This window comes from Nocardia sp. NPDC049149 (assembly GCF_043197455.1).
Lineage (GTDB): Bacteria > Actinomycetota > Actinomycetes > Mycobacteriales > Mycobacteriaceae > Nocardia.
Map to the genome: position 1 here is coordinate 350,170 of NZ_JBICTD010000009.1, position 21,150 is coordinate 371,319.

15 protein-coding genes are annotated in these 21,150 nt (G+C 67.6%); 6 read left to right on the plus strand and 9 right to left on the minus strand.

Features of this window, described 5'->3' with window-relative positions; all coding sequences use genetic code 11:
- Positions 1 to 3 precede the first annotated feature (3 nt).
- The 4 genes from ACGFNJ_RS33150 to ACGFNJ_RS33165 form a co-directional block, all read right to left on the minus strand.
- Positions 4 to 771: an SDR family oxidoreductase gene (locus ACGFNJ_RS33150; RefSeq protein WP_393457316.1), complete on the minus strand. Its 768-nt coding sequence runs from the start codon at positions 769 to 771 to the stop codon at positions 4 to 6.
- A complete protein-coding gene (locus ACGFNJ_RS33155; RefSeq protein ID WP_393457319.1) occupies positions 768 to 3,374 on the minus strand; it encodes a hypothetical protein in 2,607 nt (868 codons plus the stop codon). Before ACGFNJ_RS33155 ends, ACGFNJ_RS33150 begins: the two co-directional genes overlap by 4 nt.
- 5 nt (positions 3,375 to 3,379) lie before the next feature.
- Positions 3,380 to 3,937, minus strand: a complete 558-nt coding sequence (locus ACGFNJ_RS33160; protein ID WP_393457321.1) for a flavoprotein — start codon at positions 3,935 to 3,937, stop codon at positions 3,380 to 3,382.
- Positions 3,938 to 4,464: 527 nt separating this feature from the next.
- Complete coding sequence (locus ACGFNJ_RS33165) at positions 4,465 to 5,454, minus strand: ParB/RepB/Spo0J family partition protein (RefSeq protein WP_393457324.1); 990 nt, start codon at positions 5,452 to 5,454, stop codon at positions 4,465 to 4,467.
- A gap of 462 nt (positions 5,455 to 5,916) precedes the next feature.
- Between ACGFNJ_RS33165 and ACGFNJ_RS33170 the strand changes: the two genes are divergently transcribed.
- The 4 genes from ACGFNJ_RS33170 (at position 5,917) to ACGFNJ_RS33185 (ending at position 11,030) form a co-directional block, all read left to right on the plus strand.
- Positions 5,917 to 7,110: a sensor histidine kinase gene (locus tag ACGFNJ_RS33170; RefSeq protein ID WP_393457327.1), complete on the plus strand. Its 1,194-nt coding sequence runs from the start codon at positions 5,917 to 5,919 to the stop codon at positions 7,108 to 7,110.
- A 62-nt stretch (positions 7,111 to 7,172) separates the two neighbouring features.
- Positions 7,173 to 8,762, plus strand: coding sequence for an alpha/beta fold hydrolase (locus tag ACGFNJ_RS33175; protein WP_393457330.1), 1,590 nt, complete (start codon positions 7,173 to 7,175; stop codon positions 8,760 to 8,762).
- 424 nt (positions 8,763 to 9,186) lie between these two features.
- Positions 9,187 to 10,242, plus strand: a complete 1,056-nt coding sequence (locus ACGFNJ_RS33180) for a hypothetical protein (protein WP_393457333.1) — start codon at positions 9,187 to 9,189, stop codon at positions 10,240 to 10,242.
- 44 nt (positions 10,243 to 10,286) lie between these two features.
- Positions 10,287 to 11,030, plus strand: a complete 744-nt coding sequence (locus ACGFNJ_RS33185; protein WP_393457336.1) for a class I SAM-dependent methyltransferase — start codon at positions 10,287 to 10,289, stop codon at positions 11,028 to 11,030.
- A gap of 3 nt (positions 11,031 to 11,033) precedes the next feature.
- Here the strand turns inward: ACGFNJ_RS33185 and ACGFNJ_RS33190 are convergent, their stop codons facing one another.
- Positions 11,034 to 12,128 (minus strand): ParB N-terminal domain-containing protein, encoded by a 1,095-nt coding sequence (locus ACGFNJ_RS33190; RefSeq protein WP_393457339.1) that lies wholly within the window; start codon positions 12,126 to 12,128, stop codon positions 11,034 to 11,036.
- A gap of 428 nt (positions 12,129 to 12,556) precedes the next feature.
- On the opposite strand from ACGFNJ_RS33190, the gene ACGFNJ_RS33195 reads away from it, so the two are divergent.
- Positions 12,557 to 13,129, plus strand: coding sequence for a hypothetical protein (locus tag ACGFNJ_RS33195; RefSeq protein WP_393457342.1), 573 nt, complete (start codon positions 12,557 to 12,559; stop codon positions 13,127 to 13,129).
- Here the strand turns inward: ACGFNJ_RS33195 and ACGFNJ_RS33200 are convergent.
- The 3 genes from ACGFNJ_RS33200 to ACGFNJ_RS33210 all read right to left on the minus strand — a co-directional run bounded on the left by ACGFNJ_RS33200 (position 13,126) and on the right by ACGFNJ_RS33210 (position 16,337).
- Positions 13,126 to 14,259, minus strand: a complete 1,134-nt coding sequence (locus ACGFNJ_RS33200) for a lactonase family protein (RefSeq protein WP_393457345.1) — start codon at positions 14,257 to 14,259, stop codon at positions 13,126 to 13,128. The two genes, ACGFNJ_RS33195 and ACGFNJ_RS33200, sit on opposite strands and share 4 nt — an antisense overlap.
- A gap of 145 nt (positions 14,260 to 14,404) precedes the next feature.
- Positions 14,405 to 15,484, minus strand: coding sequence for an ADP-ribosylglycohydrolase family protein (locus ACGFNJ_RS33205; protein ID WP_393457348.1), 1,080 nt, complete (start codon positions 15,482 to 15,484; stop codon positions 14,405 to 14,407).
- Between the two features lie 67 nt (positions 15,485 to 15,551).
- Positions 15,552 to 16,337 (minus strand): helix-turn-helix domain-containing protein, encoded by a 786-nt coding sequence (locus tag ACGFNJ_RS33210; protein WP_393457351.1) that lies wholly within the window; start codon positions 16,335 to 16,337, stop codon positions 15,552 to 15,554.
- A gap of 36 nt (positions 16,338 to 16,373) precedes the next feature.
- Between ACGFNJ_RS33210 and ACGFNJ_RS33215 the strand changes: the two genes are divergently transcribed.
- On the plus strand, positions 16,374 to 17,264 hold the full coding sequence (locus ACGFNJ_RS33215; RefSeq protein ID WP_393457354.1) for an alpha/beta fold hydrolase: 891 nt from the start codon (positions 16,374 to 16,376) through the stop codon (positions 17,262 to 17,264).
- On the opposite strand, the gene ACGFNJ_RS33220 is transcribed toward ACGFNJ_RS33215, so the two are convergent.
- Positions 17,243 to 21,127, minus strand: a complete 3,885-nt coding sequence (locus ACGFNJ_RS33220; RefSeq protein WP_393457357.1) for a hypothetical protein — start codon at positions 21,125 to 21,127, stop codon at positions 17,243 to 17,245. The genes ACGFNJ_RS33215 and ACGFNJ_RS33220 overlap by 22 nt on opposite strands.
- Between the last annotated feature and the right edge of the window lie 23 nt (positions 21,128 to 21,150).

Consider the following 21,150-nt stretch of genomic DNA (forward strand, 5'->3'; position numbering starts at 1 on the left):
TTCCTACCGATCGGACTCGGTTGTCGTACCGACTGTTTCGATGGCCGCACCGACGTGGTCGATGTAGCTGCCCGGCGGCCGCTCGGCGGTGATCGCGAGCTCGACCTGTCGCGCGATGGTCTGCACCGTCGGCAGCGGCACCCCCGACCGCAGCGCCACCTGGCGACGGTCCGCGGAGGCGGCGGGTTCACGCAGATCCATCAGCATGGCCGCCGGGGTGCCCTCGACCATGTCGCTGACGACGGTGGTCAACGCGAGGGCGGAACTGTGTGTCCGCCACCACTGTTCGATCAGCTGCTCGCCGCGGTGCTTGCTCTGCGCGATGGCGAAGTAGCTGTCGAACTCCTCGATGGTTCCGAAGAAGTGCGATTGCACGCTGGTCAGATAGACGACGGCCGAGCCGGGCCGCAGCAGCGGCGCGAACGATTCGAGAACGGCCACCTGTGCCTCGCCGTTCACCAGGGCGGCGTATCCGGGTGGCGCGTCGCGCTCCATTCCGCCCGAGGCGTTCAGCACGAGTGCGTCTACCCGGCAACCGGTTTCGGCCACCGTCGCGGCGAAGGCGGACAGCGCGCCTGGGTCGGTGATATCGGCCCGATGGCCGTACACGGCGGCATTCGGGTAGCGAAGCCGCACCCTGCTCAGCATCGTCTCGGCCCGGCGCTGTGCCTGCCGATAGCAGAAGTGCACCTCGAATCCGGCCGCTGCCAGTCGCAGACAGATCTCGGCGCCGATGCCGCGCGAGCCGCCGGTCACCACCGCCACCCTCATCGCCACTCCCCCTGGCAGATTCCCGGCAGCCAGGACTGCGCGCGCCCCTGCCAGAACGACAGCACCGCGAGCACGCCGGCGCCGCCGGTCGCGAAGTCGGCGGAGGCGCGGGCCGACAGTTGGCCGGGCACATGGAATCCGCGGGCGCCTGCGCCGGAGAACGCGGCGATGCTCGCGGCGATCTGCTCGTTGCACCGGTCGAGGTAGGCGGCGTCGAACCAGTCCGTCCGTTTCCGCAGGACCGCGTTGGCGGCGAGGCCGCCCGCCAGGCCGATGTAGAGGCCCGGCTGCACGCCGACTCGGCTGCACGCGGCGCGTTGCAGCGCGAGGCGGGTGTCCGCACCTGGATCCCATGCGTCGCCGAGTTCGGCTGCGGCGATCAACAATCCGGCGTTGCCACGGTCCAGATAGCTCAGCATCCGGATCTGGCCGTCCCAGTGATACAGCAGCGGCTCGCCCGCGTCGTGCGACACGTATGTCGCCAGCTCCGTGTCCATCGCGACGCGGGCGGTCTCGAGGTAGCTCGGCTTCTCCAGCACCGCATCGGCGCGGAACAGCGCGAGCGCGGCGCCGGACAGACCGTTCAGCAAGCCGGTCACCGCGGTATCCGACCCGAGCTGCGCGCGGACGCGGCGCTCCAGTTCATCGGCGGCCCGTTCCAGCCAGTCGGTGCCGATCTCGGTGCCGCCGTGCGCCCGCCACCACAGTGCGAGCAGCACCTGCCCGGCCAGACCGCCGCGCAGGTGCCACGGTGCCGCGGCCAGCTCGGTGGTTTCCAAGAACCGCGTCATCAGCCGGGTGGCCAGGTCGTCGGCGCCGAGTTCGGCGCTGACGATGATGTTGCCCGCCCAGCCGTCGAGCAGGCCGTTGCCGAGTGCACCGAACTGCTCGACATTCTTCTCCAGCCAGGTGAGATAGCCTGCCGCGATGTGGTCGGGCACCGCGCCGATGCGCGACAGGGCCCACACCGCGCCCGCCGGACCGTGACCGATGCCGAAGCGGGCGAACTCGCCGAATCCGGCCGGGCTGCACGGAATCGGATAGCGGTTGTCGAAATCGAAGCTTTGCCTGAGGTTCTCGGCCACCAGATCGGCGTAGCGGGCGAAGGCGTCCTCGGGTGTGGCCGCCGGGGACGACCCCCGCCCGCCGCCCGCCGTGGCGCTGTCGGCTACGCAGAGCCGGCGGCGCATCTCGGCGCGCCATGCGGTGTCCAGGTGAAAGGTGTTGGCGGCGAAGTCGATCAGCGTCGCCATCCCGTCGGTGATGTAGGTGGTGAGCGGCACCATCGGCACGTACAGGTAGAGCTCGGTGGCGGCGAGCGCGTACTCGTCCGCGCTCCGCCCGCCCGACCCGGGCCGGACGAATCCCTGTGCGCCGACGAACAATGCCGCCGTATCGGTGTCGCGGGTGGCGGCCTCGAGATCGATGAGCCGCAGCTCGCCGTCCGGCTCGACGATCACGTTCGCGGGATGCAGGTCGACCAGGATGACGCCCGCCTCGTGCGCCGCGGCGACCAGGCGCGTCAGCTGCGCGATCCGCCCGGTGACCGATTCGACGAAGGAGCGCGCGAGCTCGACCGGCACCGGTTGCTCCGGCCGTCCCTGGATCAGCGCCGGATTACGCGCCGCCGACCATTCCTGCAATGTCGACCCCGGCGCGTATCGGTAGGCGAGAAAGTCGCTGTCCCCCTGGGTGAAATAGTCGAGCACCTCCGGGGTGACCCCGGTGTGCGCCAGCGCCCGCATGCTGTCGCGCTGGGCGCCGAGCCGATCCACCGCGCTGCGCAGCCCGGCATCGAAGCCGGTGAAATGCCTTGCTTCCTTGAGGATTACGGCGTCGCCGGTGTCAATGTGCTTGGCCCGGTAAACACCACCGGTGTTGGACATGTGCAGGGCGCTGACCACGGTGTACACCGGACGCGGCCGCTCTGCACCTGTCGCGCTCGGCGCGGCGTCGACCGTCGCGGGGCGCTCGGCGAAGGGCGGGGTATACGGCCGCACCCCGCGCCGATCAGGCACCAGCGCACCCGTCTCGTCCGCAAGGGCCAGCACCGGCTCACCCGCAGCGTCGCGGCCGTAGCGCGCCATGAACGCGCCGTATCTGGTGTGCACGATCGAGTCACCCAGGCGGTAGTCGCCGAGCACCCTCGGCCCGCGGTAGTCACCGAACAGTCGCAGCAGCTGGCCGAACAGCTCGTCCAGATCCGTGTCCGCGTCCGGATAGATGACCGCGATCTTCCCCGAGGCTTCGCGCGGCGCATATTTCCCGTTGAGCGCCCACGTATATTCGTGCCTGGCAGGGTGTTTGAAGGCCAGCCCACGATCGAAGCACAGTCGCGCGGTCGTGGCGAGCACCGCGGCGACATCGGGCAGCGCGGGTGCCAGGTGCACCTTCCAGCCCTGCGGCGCGAGCTCGTGTCCGAGCGGTGCGACAACCGTCCACGGTCCCCGACTGGTCGCCCGCCAATTGTCGGGCAGCTCATAGCATTCGAGCGCGCCGTGCGGAATCGCGGCCAGGTGCGGATGCCGGACGGCGTCGAGCCGCCACTGCTCCAGCGGAGCGAAATACTCAGGGTCGGCCAGGGTTTCGAGATAGAACTTCATGGCACTCAGGCCACCCTTCGGGCCGGATCGGCGTCGATGATCGGGAACACGTCCCAGATCGGCGGGGCCACCGCCGCGTTCTCGGCTACGCTTGCGCTCGGCCGCGCCACCGGGTCGACGACCACCGTGCCCGGCCGTTCGCGCAACGTGTCCAGCAGCGCGAGCACCGCCGGATTGCGATCGGCGCCTGGCGGCAGATTGGGCGCGAGGACAATGCGCGCCGCGGTGGACTGCACTGCGCTCAACATCGGGGTGGACGCGTCGACGGCGGCGATGCGCGACAACGTGTTCAGCGTCGCGGGATAGACCAGGAGCACGTCGTGGTCGGCCAGCCAGGTGTGTGGTGCGAACGACTCGGCACAGAGCACGGGATCGTCCCAACTATCGATGGCGACCGGCGTGCCAGACAACGCGTGAATGCTGTGGGCGCTGACGAACTTCGTCGCCTGCCTGGAAAGCACGACGCGGACGGTGTCCGCGGCGCGATTCGCCTTCATCCAATTGATCCATACCGGCAGAAAGCAGCTGTTCAGCGTTCCCGTCGAAAACAAGATGATCCGCATCGGACAGCCGCTACCTTCCAGAATCACGTAAATGAAAATGCGCGAAGAATAAAATGCCCGGCCGCTGCGGCCGGGCCGGTGTTCATGTGCCGAAGCACATGAACACCGAAGCCTCAGACCTGAATCAGCAGCCGTTGGACGAGATGGAAGCAACCAGCTCCGCTGCGCCCGAGGTGGCGTCGATGTCGTGCAGGTCGGCGATGTTGGTGACGTCGATCATGATGATCTCCTTGTTTCTTTTGGTTGCGAAGCGGCATTTCCCGCCTCGCTCAAATTTCTATCAGAGCCATTCCGAATGCGGCAATGGAGCGATGGGACGAATTAGCGAGAACGATTTCAACAAACTCTCGCGTACCCGGATTCTTGCCACTAATGGCATTCGTATGCATTGCCGAATAAACCGCAGGTCATCAGCAATAAGACAGGCCACAACGACCGGGGCGCGCGAGGCGCCGACCGACCGGGGCTACCAAGAAATTGGGGGCACCGCCGTTGCCGGCGATGCCCCCTTTACGAGTGGCGCTGAGCTATCCGGTCCGATTGATATCCGAATCCGGTTGTGCGCGATCGAGTCCGCCGTCCAGCCTGCTCGCCAACTCCTGCCAGCTTCTGGCATTAGCCCTCGCCAATTTGGCCAAGGAATCGCGCGTGTGCTGCGGCGCACTGGCCGCGAGTTCTTGCAGCGCATGAATATCCGTGAATGATCCGGCCAGGCGGCGCAGCAGCACCTTGCCCCGGTCGTTGAATCTGAGCGCCGGGTCGTTGCGCAGCGCACGCAGGATTGCCTCTTGCGTCGAGGTCACCGTCGCAGGCGGAACCCTGCGATACCGGCCCGCCGGTTCCGGACCGCCACGCAGTCGTTGCACGGGCGGCTCGACCGCCTGCCTCGGCACACCGTCACTAGGCCCGGACAACTGGTCGCGGACCTTTTTGGCGGTACCGACGGATATCCCCGCCTCTTTGGAAATCTCCCGCAGCGAGGCCGCCGGGTTGTTCTTGATGATCTCGGCGGCGACCCCCCGGCCCTCCGAGACCGTCAACCGGTGCACCTTGCCGTCCCGGCCCACCCGGGTGTTCAGGCGGGCATTTTCCCCACCTGCACGCCGCCGCTCCGCGCCAACGGTCTTGTGCGACAACCCGATAACGCCGGCGATCAGCCGGTCCGACCACTGCGGATGCGAGTACACCAGCCTGCGCGCCGCCGCTTTGCGTTCGGCGAGTGTGAGCGGAAGTCCGTGTGCCACATTGGCTTGCACCGCGAGCGCGAAAGCATCATCATCGGATCCGTCGAAGTATTTGACCGCGATCGTCGGTCGCCCGAGTGCGATCGCCGCGCGTAATCGGTGCGCGCCGTCGATAACTCGCATGGTGGCGCGATGGACGATAATGGCGGGCAGCTCGGACTCGGTCTCGATGAGCACCCGCACATGATCGGCGCTCGTTCGGTCGGCGCCGGTGCCCGCCGTGAAACGCGGTGAATGACCGTAGGCGATCAATTCGACGCGAACCTGTTCCACGGGAATCGACGACGCCTTGGCAAGCCATTCGTGCAAAGGGGACTTTTCACCCCCGCTCGGCAACGCAGTTTCACGGCCGTCACTATGCGTCATCATCCCACCTGTCCCCAGTTGAACTCGATCGACGCCGACGTGACGAGCGGAAACCCCCTTCATCACTCCCGACATCATGTCGGCGGTAATGTCAACGTTATTTCCACGGGGAAGTAAAACAGCGGCTTTCAGAAATGTCAACGCTTCACTTGGTAGGCGACTGACAGCGCTTCGAAGTTCGCAATTCCCACACCCCGACTAACGCCCGGTGTTATCCTAACCAGTTCGCTCGAGTCCCCTCTGGTTATAATCCTGCTTCTTTCCGAGAATTTAACGCCGCGGGGTCCTCCGGTATGTCCCCCATCGGGTCGATCCGCCTCCTACTTTCGGCGGACCCTCGGCCGCCACCTCGTGTGCTGTCATGGCCGAGTGAGCTACTTGTCGACGTTGTCGGCGACGACACGGGACGCGCTGATCGCGGTCTTCGTGTTCGCGGTAGGCATGCTGCTGTACCTCGCCGGCCTCGACACGATCACCGACGCCCCCAAACCCGCACTGCCGGTGCGGATGCTGCTGCTCGTCGTCATGTGCCTGGCAACCTTCCTGCGACGCAGGCTCCCCGTCCCGATGCTGCTGTTCGGAATCGGCCCGCTGGCCATCGATTTCGCGCTCGGCCCCTCCGTCCCGATCTGGTTGCTGTTCTCCGATCTCATCTATGCGGCGGTGCTGTACGCGCGCGGTAACCTGCCGCGTCTGGTGGCGACCAGCTGCGCGACGCTCGCCGCGGCCGCCATACTCGCCACGCTGCTCGTCACCGGCGACTGGCGCAGCACCGTGCTGGCCGCCGCGCTCGCGGTCGCCTTCGTCGCGACACCCATCTGGTGGGCGACCACCGTCTACTCGCACAAGGCGATTGCCGATGCCGAACGCATCAGGGCACAGGCGATGAGCCTGGTCGCCGAGCTGGATCTGCGCGCGGCGGTGACCGAGGAACGCAAAACCATGGCGCGAGATCTGCACGATGTGATCGCCGGTCACCTGTCGGCGATCGCCATCCAATCCGAGGCCACCCTCGGCGTGCTTGCCCGCCGGAGCACCGACACACCGATGGCGGGCGTCATCGGCTCGATCAGGGCCGAGAGCGTCAACGCGCTGCAGGAGATGCGCACCATGATCGGCCTGCTCAGCAGCGACGACGGCCCCACCGACGACCTCACCGCGCCACCACGACTCGCCCAGCTGCCCCTGCTCGTCGACGCGGCCCGCGCCGCCGGGATCACGGTGCGCGTGCACACCACGATCGACGACGCCGCGCTGCCGAGCGCGGTCGATCAGGCGGCCTATCGCATCGTCCAGGAGGCGCTGACCAATGCAATGAAACACGCGCCGGGACAGCCGATCGACATCGACATGCACACGGAGGCAACCGCGCTGGCCATCGCCGTGCACAATCCGGCGGGCCTGGTCGGCAACCTGGCCGCGCCACCGACCGGCACGCAGCGTGGACTCGTCACGATGCGGGAACGCGCGACGGCACTCGGCGGCACCATCTCGGCCGGACCCGACGCGGGCGGCTGGCGGGTGGTGGCCAGGCTGCCGCTCACCGCGGCACAGGTGGGATGACATTCGGCGGTGGTCACAAAGGAGGACGACGGCGCCGGACCGGGCGGCACACGATAGGCAGTATGCATATCTGGAGGTTCGTCGTACTCGCCGCGGTCGCCGCGACGGTGTCCGCGCTCACCGGATGTTCGTATTCGACCGGACTCGGCGCCCAGTCGTCGAATCCGATGGCGGCGCGGCTCGTCGCACAGGCCGACGCGGTCCCGACGCCGACCCTGACCTGGACGCCGTGCCAGGAACCCGAGCTGGATCGATATCAGTGCGCGACGACGGAGGTGCCCGTCGACTATGCGCAGCCGAACGGGGCCAAGCTCGAGCTCGCGGTGATCCGGCAGCTCGCCCGCGATCCCGCCGCCCGCATCGGCACGCTGTTCGCCGCGGCAGGCGGGCCCGGCGACTCCGGCTTCGGCTGGGCGGCCAGCGGTGAGCTGTTCCCCGGCGAGGTGAGCCGCCGCTTCGACGTTGTCACCTTCGATCAGCGCGGTGTCGGCCGCAGCGCCCAGATCCGCTGCTTCGCCGATCCCGTTGAGCAGCAACAGTTCTGGCAGGGCACCGCGATTCCACCCGCGAACAAGGAGCAGGAACGTGCGGACGAGCGCAGCAGCCGCGAACACGCGGCGGGCTGCGCGACCCACGGCGCCGGGCTGGTCGGGCATCTCACCACCGTCGACGCGGCGCGCGACCTCGACCTGCTGCGCCGAGCGGTCGGCGAGCCGAAGCTCACCTATCAGGGTGGCTCCTACGCCAGCTACCTCGGCGCGGTGTACGGCGCGCTGTTCAGCGACCGGGTCCGCGCGCTTCAGCTCACATCGATGATCGATCCCGAGGCCTACACCAGCGACACTCGCAGTGTCATCGCGGAAACCGCGATCGGCACCCAGGAGGTGCTCGGCGAGTTCCTCCGGCTGTGTGCGCAGGCAGGTGGCGCGCGCTGTGCCTTCGCGAGCGGACCCGCCACCGAGGCCGACCTCCGGTCACGCGATGACGCACTGCTCGCGCGCTCCCGTCGGGGTCCGATCATGGTCGGGACGGGCGACGGGTCGGTCGGGCTGACCTACGACGAGATCGTGCAAGCACACGCCACCCTGCTCTACGACCCCGACCAGGGTTGGCCGCGCCTGGCCCGCGTGCTCGCCGAACTGGAACGCGGCGCCGCGGGCGACGCGAATGTGGTGCGAGAAGTGTTGCGCGCCAGCACGATGACGCCAGGTTATCTCGACTCTTACACCGCGATCTCGTGCGCGGACAACACCTTCGCCCGCCACCCAGAGTCGTGGCCGAGCCTGGCCGAGGAGGTCGCCGAGGTCGCGCCGGTGTACGGACCGTTCTGGTTGTACATGCGGCAGCCTTGCGCCTCCTGGGCCGCGCCGAAAGATGGTTACCCGCAACGGTATTCCGGACCGTGGGGGTTGCGGTCGGACGTCCCCGCGCTGTTGTTCAACAATCGATTCGATCCGGCGACGCCGGTGACCGCGGCGTATCGAGCGGAGCGGACACTGCGCAACGCCCGCCTGGTCGTCGTCACCGATGGCTATGGACACCAACCCTCGGGCGCTTGCGTCACGGCCTTGCAGGAGCGCTATCTCATCGACCTGGAGTTGCCCGCCCACGGCACCGCCTGCACCGTCGATCGGCCGCCGTTCGCCGGGTGATCGTGGCGGATTCGCCGAGTGCCGCACCCGCACGATGCTTGCCCATCGCAAAGGATCGTGGTCGAGGGAACCGCAATAGCAATGAATTGTGACCACGCCGTGTATCCGATGAAGTGGTCGCCATTTTCAGCTAGTTCCTCTCGGAAACAAGCAATTACCCGTGCCGAAGCACGAACGTAACGAACTAAAACCACTGGCGGAGCGGCAGACCGGCAAGATATCGGACATCCTCGGAACCCGGTATGCACTGCGCTCAGTGTTCACCTGGTAACTTTTCGCAACCGAACGCGATTTCGAAGAAAGTCTGACACTATAGGGGCCGAGGACACCGGCCACCATCGTAGTTCCGCGGGTGGGATAGTCCTTGCGCACGAGCGCAATTCGATGATATCGGCGGCTACCGCTCTTGGGGGTGAGATCTGGTATGAGTGTTCCGGCAGACGGGTCCTTGCTCTTCTCCCCGCAGCCGCTGGAGTCCCTCGCCGAAGCCGCCATGCTCAGCATGGCCGATGTGGTTTTCCTGTCGAAATTGCCGGCCAGCACGCTGTCGAGATTGTGGCGCAACGAGTTCTGGCTCGATCGTGTTTCGGGGGCGACGCTGCAGCAGCTGATCGCGGTGCTGCCCGGGCTGTCGGATTACGTCACCCGGCGCAGCTACGGCTCGCGCCTCGGCAGCATTCTGCGCGAGTGCGACGACGTCGGACTGGAGGTCTCGAACGGGCGGGTCGGCTCGCTGCTGACCGACAGCCGCTCGGCCCAGCACGTCGCCACTACGCTCGCCGCCGCGTCGAGCATGATGCGGCTCGACCCGCACGAAACCGTGCTCAACCTGGCCCGATGTTGGGGTGTCAGCCAGGATTTGGCGTTGAACGCACTGTTCGCGGACGAGCAGCGCGGGCTGCTCGCCGATACCGCGCCGCTGATCGAGAAGGGCCTGCAGCTGATCGACGTCCTCGACGGCGGCACCAACTCACTGCATACGACGGTCGGCTACGGAATCCTCGTGCACAAGCTGACCAAATTGACCGGCGCCGTCCCCGCCGACACCACGCCGCATGCCCGCGAACGCAATTCGGCGTTCGCCTATCGGAGCGGCATCGTCGGTGTGCTGCTCCAAGCCGGTGACACCGATACCTCGATCGCCTACGCACGCAGCCTGGACAACAATGCGCTGTTGCGGCGCAACGAATTGTGGTCGATGGCTTCTTATTACGCCGATATGCCGCGCTCCCCCGATTTCTCGTTACCGGCGCGGGGAAGTTTGCAGAATACCGCGGCCGAGGTGGTCAAGGATATCTGCTGCAGCAACGAAGCGTATCTGCATTATCTGGTCACGTCGGCGATACCCGTACTGCGCGAGCACGATCCGCTGTTTGCCTCGGATGTGCTGGCCCGTGCGCTGAGCGATCGCCTGGAGCAGGCGGTCCTGGACAAGCGTGTGCTTGCGGCGAGTACTAAGCTACTGACATCCATGTTGTAGCAACAACCGCAGAACATGAGGTCGGGATGTTGGGTGACGAGCGCGTGTCTTCCGCCTATGCACGCAATGCGCAGTTCTGGATCGACATCGTGCGCGGCGAGCTGGACGAGTATCAAATACGCGTCACCGATCCCGCATTGCTGGATATCGTCGGCGACTGTACCGGCCTGGAAATCCTCGACGCGGGATGCGGCGAAGGCTATCTCACCCGAGAGCTCGTCAAACGTAACGCCGCCTTTGTGCACGGCGTCGACTCGTGCGCGGAGTTCATCGAGGCGGCGCGGACGCATCCTGATGCCAGGCTCGACGTGACAGCCTTCCATTACGCCGACGTCGCGGCCCTTCCGCTGGCGGACAACAGCGTCGATCTGGTGATCGCGAATCGCTTGCCCAACGGTATCTCGCAGCCGGGCAAGCGTTTCCACGAATTCGCCAGGGTGCTGCGCCCGACCGGACGACTGATCCTGCTCGGTATGCATCCGTGCTTCTACGCGGCACGCGCCGAACGCGACGGTGACGACGCCGCCGCGCTGTCGATGGATGCCTATTTCGGTGTGCGCACCGTCGAGCAGAAGTTCGATGTCGCCGGGCGAGTTTCGCCGGTCGCCTCGGTCCAGCAGTTCTATTCGCTCGAGGCCTATATTCGGATGATCACCGAGGCCGGATTCGTCATCACCGACCTGCGCGAACCACATCCGACGGCACAGCAGCGCACCGAAGATCCGTGGTGGAACGAGAATTTCCGCCGACCGCTCTTCATGCTGCTCGACTGCGCGCCACGGGCGTAGTCCTTACTGCGCGTCCTCGCTCGGCACGGGCTGGCTCTCCAGCTTGTCGGCGAGTTCATGCCATGATCTGGCGTTCGCGCGGGCGAGCCTGGCGAGCGTATCGACGCAATGGCCGGGAGCTTCGGTGGTCAGCTGACCCCAGGTCCGGATATCCATGATCGAGGCGGCCAGCTGGCGCAGCAGCGTCCTGCCCTTGTCGTTGAAGCGCAGCGCGGGATCGTTGCGCAGGCCGCGCAGAATCAGTTCCTGTACCGGAGCAGCGGTCGACCGTCCGCCGCGGTCGGTCAGCTCGCCGAGATCGCCGAGCTTCGCCGCCGCGGCGCCGCCGAGCACGGCCGCGGCGTCCTCGGCGTCGTCCGGCACCCGTCGGATCGGGGTGAAGGAGGCAGGCTTGCCCGCCTGCTGACATCGGGCGTCGGGCGCCTCGGCCCGAGAAAGGCGGTCGCGCACGTCTTTTGCCGTCCCCAGTGAGATGCCCGCCTGCTTCGAGATCTCCCGCAGCGACGCGTCGGGCCTGCTCTTGATCATTTCCGCGGCGATGCCGCGCCCCTCGGAAACCTCGCGCCGATAGACCTTCCCGTCCCGGCCGACCCGGGTGTTCACCTGGGAAGTTTCCCCGGCTGAACGACGCCGCTCGGCGCCGACGGTCTTGTGCGACAGCCCGGTGATGCCCGCGATCAGCCGGTCCGACCACTGCGGATGCGAGGCAACCAGCCGTCGGGCCGCCGCCTTGCGCTCGGCCAGCGACAGTGGCAGGCCGTGCGCGACGTTCGCCTGCACGGCCAGCACGAACGCGTCTTCTTCGCTGCCGTCGAAGTATCTGACCTCGATCGTCTCGTGCCCGAGCGCCACCGCGGCCGCCAGCCGGTGCGCGCCGTCGACGACCTGCATCGTGGTGCGGTGCACGATGATCGCGGGCAGCGGCGTCGGCGCCTCGGTGAGCAAGCGGACGTGATCGTCCTTGGTACCGGTATTAATTCGTGGCGAATAACCCGGCGCGATCAGTGCAACCGGGACGCGCTCCACCGGAATCGACGACATCCGGGAAAGCCATTCGTGCGCACGCGATACCTCGTGATCCCCTCGCGAATACGTCACATCGACACGATTATCAAGAGCCATTATCTGTTCTCTCCAGTCGACGAAGGCACCGCGCCGCGGCTACTCGACATCAGTGCCAGCGATACGGCGTCTACTCAGCTTTGAACCGATACAATCCAGCTCCGCGCGATAACCAGAGCCGGGACCCTCGAGATCCTCGTCGCCGTTACGCCCTCCCCAATCGAAGCGTGATCGAACATAGAAGAGAGACTGGTCCAGAGCATAAGGTCGCGACCACCACTCTTGCACCCGTGAGAGGGACCTTGCGAACCCCGCTGCGACCGCGCTACATTGAATTCTTCTGTCGGGGATCAGGATTATCCCGCATCTCGCAATACGGGTTCACCCCTACATCCACGGTATGAACGGCATTTAGTGCTGCGGCGTGATGCCGTGTGGGACAACCGATTTCTATCGTCGGAACCATGCTCAACGCCGAAACCGCATCCCCCGCTCCCGTCACCGCAGGCACGCCGAAATTGCTTCGCGCAGTGACACTTTCGATCGCTGCAGCCGCCACACTCGGCCTGCTTGCAGTGTCCACCGGCCAGGCGACCGCCGAGCCGGGCACCGACTGCCTCTGGGCAGGCGCTCCGCATGCGCAAGGAACGACCGTCGTCGCGGGTGGACGAGTCTTCACCTGCACGATCGGCGGTCGGGGCACCCCGCAATGGGTCCTCGGCGTGGCCGCCAACACGCCGAGCACCGTCGCCAATCCCGGTGCTGTCACCCGACCCGCAGGCGCGTTCAGTCTCGGCGCACAGCAGCCGGGCACGGAATACAACGACTACTGCGTCGGCACTCAGCTCGTCGGTGGCAGCGAGGCGGTCTACGAGGTGGTCGCCGACGCGACCGGTGCACTGCGGTGGAAGGCGGCCGGACCGATCTCCCAGTGGGCCTTCGACCCGGGCACCGGACCGGTGCCAACCACTCGATCGGCCAGCCTGTGCCCGCCCGACCAGGTGCTCTGGCCCGAATTGCACACTGCGCCAGCCTAACCGAACAGCACGCAGGTGGCCGCAGCGGTCTCGAGCGCGGTCGATGGTCCGGCCGGTAGCCCGGTCGTTGGGTCGATGACCAAGCAGGTCACCGAGTTCGACTTCTGGTTGGCCGCATACAGTCGTCGACCGTCCGGGCTCAGCCGCAGATCGCGAGGGAACTTGCCGCCGCACGGCGTGGTGCCGAGCGGCACCAGGAAATCGCCTGCCACCGCGAAGGTCGCGATATTGTCGTGGCCGCGGTTGGCGAGGTAGAGGAATCGACCGTCCCGCGACACCACCGGCGCCGAGGGATAGTTGCGCTCACCGCCGGTGAGTTGATCGGCGGGAATCGAAACGCCGGGGCGCAGTTCGCCCCGATCGGCGCGCCAATCACACACTGTGACGGTGGAATTCAGCTCGTTGGCGACGAAGACCCGGCAGCCGTCGGGGTGCCAGACCAGGTGCCGCGGTCCGCTGCCAGGCACCATCGCGACCTGCGCGTGCTGGTCGAGTTTGCCGTCGACCAACCGGTAGACGTAAATCGAATCGACGCCGAGGTCGACCGCGAGCACCCAGCCGCCGGAGGGATCGATCAGCACCTGGTGCGCATGCGGTTCGGACTGCCGCTCGGGATCCGGTCCGGTGCCGGAATGCTGGGCGACATCGGTCACCGCGCCGAGCCTGCCGCCGTCGACCGCGAGCACGCTGACACTGCCCGAGGTGTAGTTCGCGGTCAGCACGTAGCGGCCGTCCGGGGTGACACACAGGTGGGTCGGCCCATCGCCTTGCACCGCAACGGTATTCAGCACGGTGGGCGTAGCACGCAGGTTGATCGCGGTGACGGTGCCTGCGCCGGAGCCCTCGTTCACCGCGTACAGGAAGCGACCGTCCGGCGACAGCGCCAGGTACGACGGATCCGCTGTGCCCACAATGCTTTCCACGGCCAGCCGACCGGTAGCCGCGTCGACGCCGACCACCCCGATGCCGGATCCGCCTGCACCGCTGGAGGTATAGCAGCCGACGAACGCCCGCTCCCCCGGCGCCGCGCCCGCCATCGCGGGTCGCACCATGCCGCCCGCCATCGCGACCCCCGCCGCGCCGCCGAGCAATCCGAGCATGCGCCGCCGTCCCAGCTCACCTTCGCGCACCAGCTTCTCCTTCCGTCCGCAGTTGATCTCTGCGATCGGGAAAGGATGACCCAAGTCACACGTGTTCGCAAGCAGTGCAATAAATGTTGCGCCACTTGCAATTTGAATGCTGTTGCGTTGCGTATGGCACGCGAGACAGCGCCGGTTACAACGCTTGATCGACCGGGTACCTGGCAGCGAGCGCCGACCGGTCACCGAGCCGCGAACTCATCACGAGGTCATCGGCGACCTGGACCAACACATCGCGGCCCTCGACCTCGGAGACCCATTCCATCGGCAATCCGGAAACACCATGGATGGCGCCGATCAGGTTGCCCGCCACCGCCCCCGTGGAATCGGAATCACCGGAGTGATTCACCGACAGCAGCAGCGCCGCCCGCACGTCGCCGGACTCGGCCGCATGCAAAGCGCTGTACACCGCGATGGCCAGGCACTCCTCCGCGATCCACCCGAGCCCGACCTGCTCGACCTGCTCGGCGGCGGCGGGCTGTTCGGACAGCTCGACGGCGCGAGTCAGTGCCGCCGCGGTTTCTCCGCCCGCCGGGTACTGCGCGAGCTGACCGATGGTCTGCTGCACGGCCGTGGGCAATTCGACTCCGTCGAGCACCCGGTCGATCAGCGCCGCGAACGCACCCGCGGCCAGGTAGCCGGTGCTGTGCCCGTGCGTCAACTGCGCGGCAAGCGCAGCCGTGGTGAACGCGCGCTCGGGACCCATGCCTGCCAGCCCGAACGGCGCGGAACGCATGACCGTGCCGCACCCTTTCGACCCCGGATTCACCGGCCCTGCCGCATCCAACGAGGTCGGGGCGACGTAGCCGCGGGCCTGCTGATTCAATCCGGACATGCACGCGTTGCCCGGGGCTCGCACCGCATACAGGAACGGCAGGCCGGCCAGCCAGCCGTCGACGTCGCGCGCGGGCTTCTTCTGTCGCTGCGTCTCCAGCCAGCGCAGATACGCCCGGCGCAGCGCGGGCAGCGGGTCGGCGTCCGGCGGGCAGCGCAGCAGTCCCTCCGCGGTGAACAGTGTCAGCTGAGTGTCGTCGGTGATCTGTTGCGGCGCACCGACCGCATGCTGTGGCAGGAAGCCCGTCACCCCGTCGGGGCCGTACCGCTGACGTATCTGCTCCAGCCGGAGGAATTCGATCGGCCAGCCGAGCGCATCACCCACCGCCCCACCCAGCAGACAGCCACGGACCCGGTCGAAGATCGGCATGTAATCCACCACGACACAACATCATTCCGTATCGGTCCACCGAATGTTCGGTTGCGACTGCCAGTTTGAGATTGGCGGGTCAATCCAGGATGTGCAGCTCGCCGCGAATGCCGACGAAGGCGGTGGGTGTGAGGCCGAACATCGCGCGGAAGGTGTCGCTGAAGTGCGAGGGGGACGCGAAGCCCGCGTCGGTGGCCGCCCTGGTGAGGTCGTATCCTGCGGCATACGCCTTGGCCACGTGCAACATTCGCACCCACTGCACGTAGCGGCGGAAGCTGGTCCCCGCCTGCTCGGCGAAGGTACGCAGGAAGTAGGACGTGGACAACCCTGCGGCGGCGGCCTTTTCGGCGGCCCGCTGCCGCTGGGTCGGATCGTCGCGGATGGCGGCGGCGACCGCGGCGATCCGCGGATCGCGGATGGTCGGCGCCGGGATGCTGGCCAGCTCCAGGAATTTCTCGATATCGGGGTCCGGTTCGCCGCTGAGCGCGATGAGCTCGGCCTCGTTGCGGTGATCGATGGCGAAACCATGGACCGTGCGGCGCATGCCGCCGAGGGCACGAGCCATGGCGGTCGAGGTCGGATCGAAGTAGCAGAACAGCTTGCGGACGTCGGTGTCGAGGATGTGGTGGGTGACGCGGGCCCGGAACAAGAAGCTGCGTGCGGTGATGTCGGGCGTGTCGGCGACCCGCACCCGGAAGGTGTTGTCGAGCCCGACACCGAGGCAGGCGATCGCGCTCGAATGCGCGCCGAGCGCCATGCCAGGTCCGACATACACCGCGTGGCCGAGTCGCAGCCACAGCCGCGCGGGCGCCACCGCGACCGCCGTCGCGTCAGCGCACGTTTCCGGAAGTGCTGGCCGCCCCATGTCCGCGACGATACAGAAAAGGGAAAGGGGACCGGGATGAAGCCCGACACACTCGCGCAGGTGCCAGCATTCGCGCTGAAGCAGATCGAGGTCGACGGCGTCGCGCTGCGCTATGTCGATGTGGGACACGGCGATCCGCTGGTGCTGCTGCACGGCTGGCCGGAAAGTCATGCGACCTGGCGGCACCAGATCGGGCCGCTGTCGCGATCGCGGCGGGTGATCGCGCCCGACTGGTTCGGCTGGGGCGACTCGGCCCGCGACACCGCATTGAGCTGCGACTACGACAGTGAAGTCGCGCGGATCGGCCGCATGCTCGACGCGCTGGGGCTCGATCGAGTCGATCTCGCCTGCCACGACTACGGCGGGTTTCTCGGACTGGGCTTCGTCGAACGCCATCCCGAGCGGGTCCGTCGCTTCGCGATCTTGAACTCCCGGGCCCACGGCACTTTCACCGCGCCCTTCTATCTGCAGTTCGGGTTGCTCACCGCGCTGGCACGGCGGCCATTGCTGCGACGGATCGTCACCGCGCCCGCGATCGAGTGGACGCACCGGCTCGGGCTCGCACCATACGTCCGCAACGGATCCTTCGACACCGAGCAGCTCGCACGCTATCTCGCCTTCCTCGACACCACGGCAGGCCGCCGCTGGTACGCGCATTTCCTCGCGGGCTATCAGGTTCGGGTCCGGCCCGAACTGGCCGCCGGACTCGCGGACATCCGCTGCCCGACCACGGTGATCTGGGGCGACCGTGATCGCGGAATCCCTTGGCGCACAGCCGAAGAGCTCGCCAAGCGCATCCCGTACGCCACTCTCGTCCGCATCGACGGCGGCGACCATTTCATCACCGAGGAACGCCCCGCCGAAGTCACCGAGGCGCTGCGGGGGTGGCTACTGCGCCCGGCCGATCAGGAGCACGGCGCGGTGTAAGGCACCGAGGGGAACAGCTCACGCCACATCGTGTCGTCGATCCGCGGTGCGGAGGACGCACACAGGTACGTCGCCACCTGGTCCGGTTCCACGTACAGCTCGGCCGAGGTCTTGTCGCCGATGCCGAGCAGCCGGGATTCGTCGCGTGGATCGAACCGCAGGAACCACGTCCAGCCGACGTCGACGTTGATCGGCGTGCTGAGCGGGGTGATGGCGGCGACGTCGTCGATGTCCCACAGCCGGGCCGTGCGGTCGTCGCCGCCGGAGGCCAGCCGCCTGCCCGACTTGTCGATGGCCAGTGTCCGCACCGTCGCGGTGTGTCCGCGCACGGCGCCGAGTTCGCGGACCCGGCGCGGATCGGTGACGTCCCACGAGCGAATCATGCCGGTGTCGTCGCCGCCGAACAGCCGGGTACCGTCCGGGCTGAACACCAGGGTGCGCAGGTTCGAGCCGTGCGAGTCGAGTGCGATCGACACCGGCTCGTCGGAATTCGCGATGTCCCACAGGTCGATTCGCCGATTGTCGTTGGCGGCCGCGACCCGGGAGCCACCCGGCGACAACGCCACGACGGTGATCTCCCTGTCGTAGCCGGGCAGCACCTTGCCGAGCGGACGCGCACCCGAGGGGTCGGACACATCCCACATCTGCAGCGACCGGCCGCCGACACCGGTGAGCAGCCGATCGCCGCGCGACGTGAACGCGAGCGGCGCGGTGACCCCCGCGCCGGGCAGCTGGCCGATCGGCACCGGCCTGGCCGGATCGGCCAGGTTCCACAGCCGCACGTCGCCGCCGCCCACCGTCGCCAGCAGCTTGTCGTCGGAACGCAGCGCCACCTGGGTGCCGTGCTTGCCCGGTGTGCCTGCGTCGAATTCACTCAGCGCCCGGCCCAACAGCGGGGACGACGCATCCCATACGCCGACCGCGCCGTCGCGCAGTCCGCTGACGACCAGGTTGCCCGCACCTCCGAAGCCGACCGAGCTGAGCGAGCCGTCGAAGAGCAGCGGAAGTTGCACCTGCGGGGCCCGCCATGCGCGGATCCTGCCGTCGGTGCCCGCGGTGACCACCTGCGTCTCCGATACCACGAGAATGGACTGGATCGAGCCGCTCGCGCCGTGAATCTCCCAGCCGGTGGGCGTGATTCGATCCCGGTGTCGCATGTTCCAGACGCGGGCGGTGCCGTCGGCGTCGGCCGCGAGCAGCACCTGCCCGTCCGCGGCGAACGCCATCCCCGCGACCGGCACGCGACGGGCCTGTTCCGCATCGATGCGGTGCGGATGGGCCGGGTCTCTGACGTCGTACACCTGCAGCACGCCGTCCGCGCTACCGGTCGCGAGCAAGTCGTTCGGTCCGAATTCGACTGTCTGCCTTCCACCTTCGCCGTCCAGCGGAGCACCGATCGGCGTCAGACCGGTCTCGCGCACGCTCCACAAGCGCACCGTGCCGTCGTCCGCCGCGCTGGCGAGCACCGGCCGATCCGGCGCGATCGCGATCGCTCTGATCGCCTTGTCGGTGGCGGGGATCGGCGGCGTCACTCGACGCATCGCCTGCGGCACATCCACATTCACCAAGGACAGCGTGCCGTCGGTGCCCGCGACGACCACGACGTGCCCCTCGGGCAGGTAAACGACTGCGGTGGCGGGTGTTCCGGTGTCGAATGATCCGAGCTCATCCGGTGCGGCCCGATTCGCGACGTCCCAAATCCGCAGGGTGCCGTCATCGCCCGCACTGGCCAACGTGTTGCCGTCGGGCGCGAACACCACCGATTGGACGTCGCCACGATGACCGCCGAGGCCGGCCGCCACCGGCGTGATCGCCCGTGGGTCCGCCATGTCCCACAGCCTGACCATGCCGTCACTCCCCGCGCTGGCCAGCAGGTTTCGGCTCGGACTGAACGCGAGCTTGCGCACCGGGCCCTCATGCGCCGCCGCGGAGGTGACATCGAGCGGGGTCACCTGCGCGGCGAGCAGGCGGGCACGGGCGCCGGGATCGTCCGGGTTGATGCGGTACGCGGCCAGCGCGAGTTCGGCGGACAGCCCGGGATCGATGGTCTCGAGCCGCTCCGACTCGGCGACGATCGCGCCGAGCCACCCGTCTTTTCGCTGCTGCGCGATGCTCGCGCGCTGAGCGACCACCGCGACGGCCGAGCCGAGAGCCACCACGAGGAGGGTGGCGACCCCGGCCAGGATCCACCGCCTGCGCACCGCGCGCCTGCGTCCCCTTGCCATCGACGCGGCGACGAATTCCTTGGCCAGGCGGTTGGACGACTGCGTGCGCGCCATCCGCTCGACCGCGTCCGCCAGCCGAGTCTTGGCGTACAGCAACGCTTCCGGACGATCCTGGGCCGCCCATTCCCGCGCGTCGGCTTCGATCCGCTGCCTGGCCAGTGCGAATTCCTTTTCCTCCGACAGCCATTCGGCCAACCTCGGCCAGCCGGACAGCAGCTGATCGTGCGCGAGCTCGATGTCGTCGTTGCGCTGCACGATCATCCGCAGTTTCGTCAACCGGGCGAGCACCGCCCTGGTCGCGTCCGGGTCCGGCGACTCGGCGAGCAGCACCTCGATCGGCATGCGATTGCGCAGCACCGCCGTCGGCCCGGTGATCGTCAACGCGAGCAACAGATGTCGTGCCGCCGCCTGCTGCCTGGCGTCGAGCCGCGACCAGAACACTTCGCCGCCGTACGCGCAGGCGCCCTCCATGCCGCCCGCTTCCCGATAGGCCGCAAGCGCCAGCGTCTTACCCCGGCGGTTCGCCCAGGTCGTGGTGAGCACAAAGGACAGCAGCGGCAACCGCACCGGGCTTTGCACGTCGACGGCGGCCAGGTCCTGCAGCAGCACCTCGACCAGGCTGTGGTCGACCCGCACGCCGACCACGGCCGCGGGCTGGACGATCACGTCGCGCAGTTCGTCCTGCGTCATCGGGTCGAGCATCATCGATCGGTCGCGCAGCGCCGCCATCAGCACCGGATAGCGGGACAACTCCGGCAGGTGCGCGGTGTCGATCGCGAACACCACCGTGGTCGGCGAGGAGGCGCCCGGTGCGGCGAGCGCCGCAAGCTCGATCAGGAAGCCGTGGCGTTGGGTCTCGTCGGCGCACTGACTGAACAGTTCCTCGCCCTGATCGACGAGCAGCAGGCGGCGACCGGGTGGCAGACCGTCGAGCTTGGACTCCAGCGTCGCGATCGGGTCGTGGCCCGGCGTCATGACGATCGGGATGCGCGGGCCGGGCGCCCCTTGCAAACCGGCCGCGAGCAACGACGATTTGCCGACACCCGTCGGGCCGACCAGCAGCGCCAGATTGATCGTATTGCTCGACTCGACGCGCGAAATCAGCGTGTGCAGTTGATGTTTCGCGCGGTTGCGGCCGAAGAACAGGTCGCTGTCCTCGACCCGGTACGGCCACAGCCCGCGATAAGGTTCGCGTTCGACGTCGATGCTGCCCGTCTCGGCCAGCGCGGCCCGCCAGAGTTCGTGCCAGTGCCGCGTGTCCAGCAGGGTGGTGTCGACCCGGTGACCGCTGAGCATGCGGCCCTTGGCCCGCGCCATCAGCATCTCCAGCACCGGTAGCACCGCGACGAAGGTCATCGGGGTGCGGCTGCCGCGCCGCCATTCGCTGATCCGCTGTTCGGTGAGCTGGGGTGTGCCCTCGCGAACCCGGGCGTTGGCCGCGTGCGCGACCGAGGTCGTCGGCGGCGACCCGGCCGCCGCGAACAGTTCGGTCAGCCTGGTGGCGAAGTCCCCTGGTCCGGGACCGGCCGCGTCGTTCGGCTGATTTGCGACGGATCCCGAACGCGCGGGGACGTGCCGTCGAGCGGGCGCACCCGGGAATGCCCTGGCGACAGCGCCATCCCCAATATCCGTGCCCATTGGTAACAGATAGCGGGATGTAC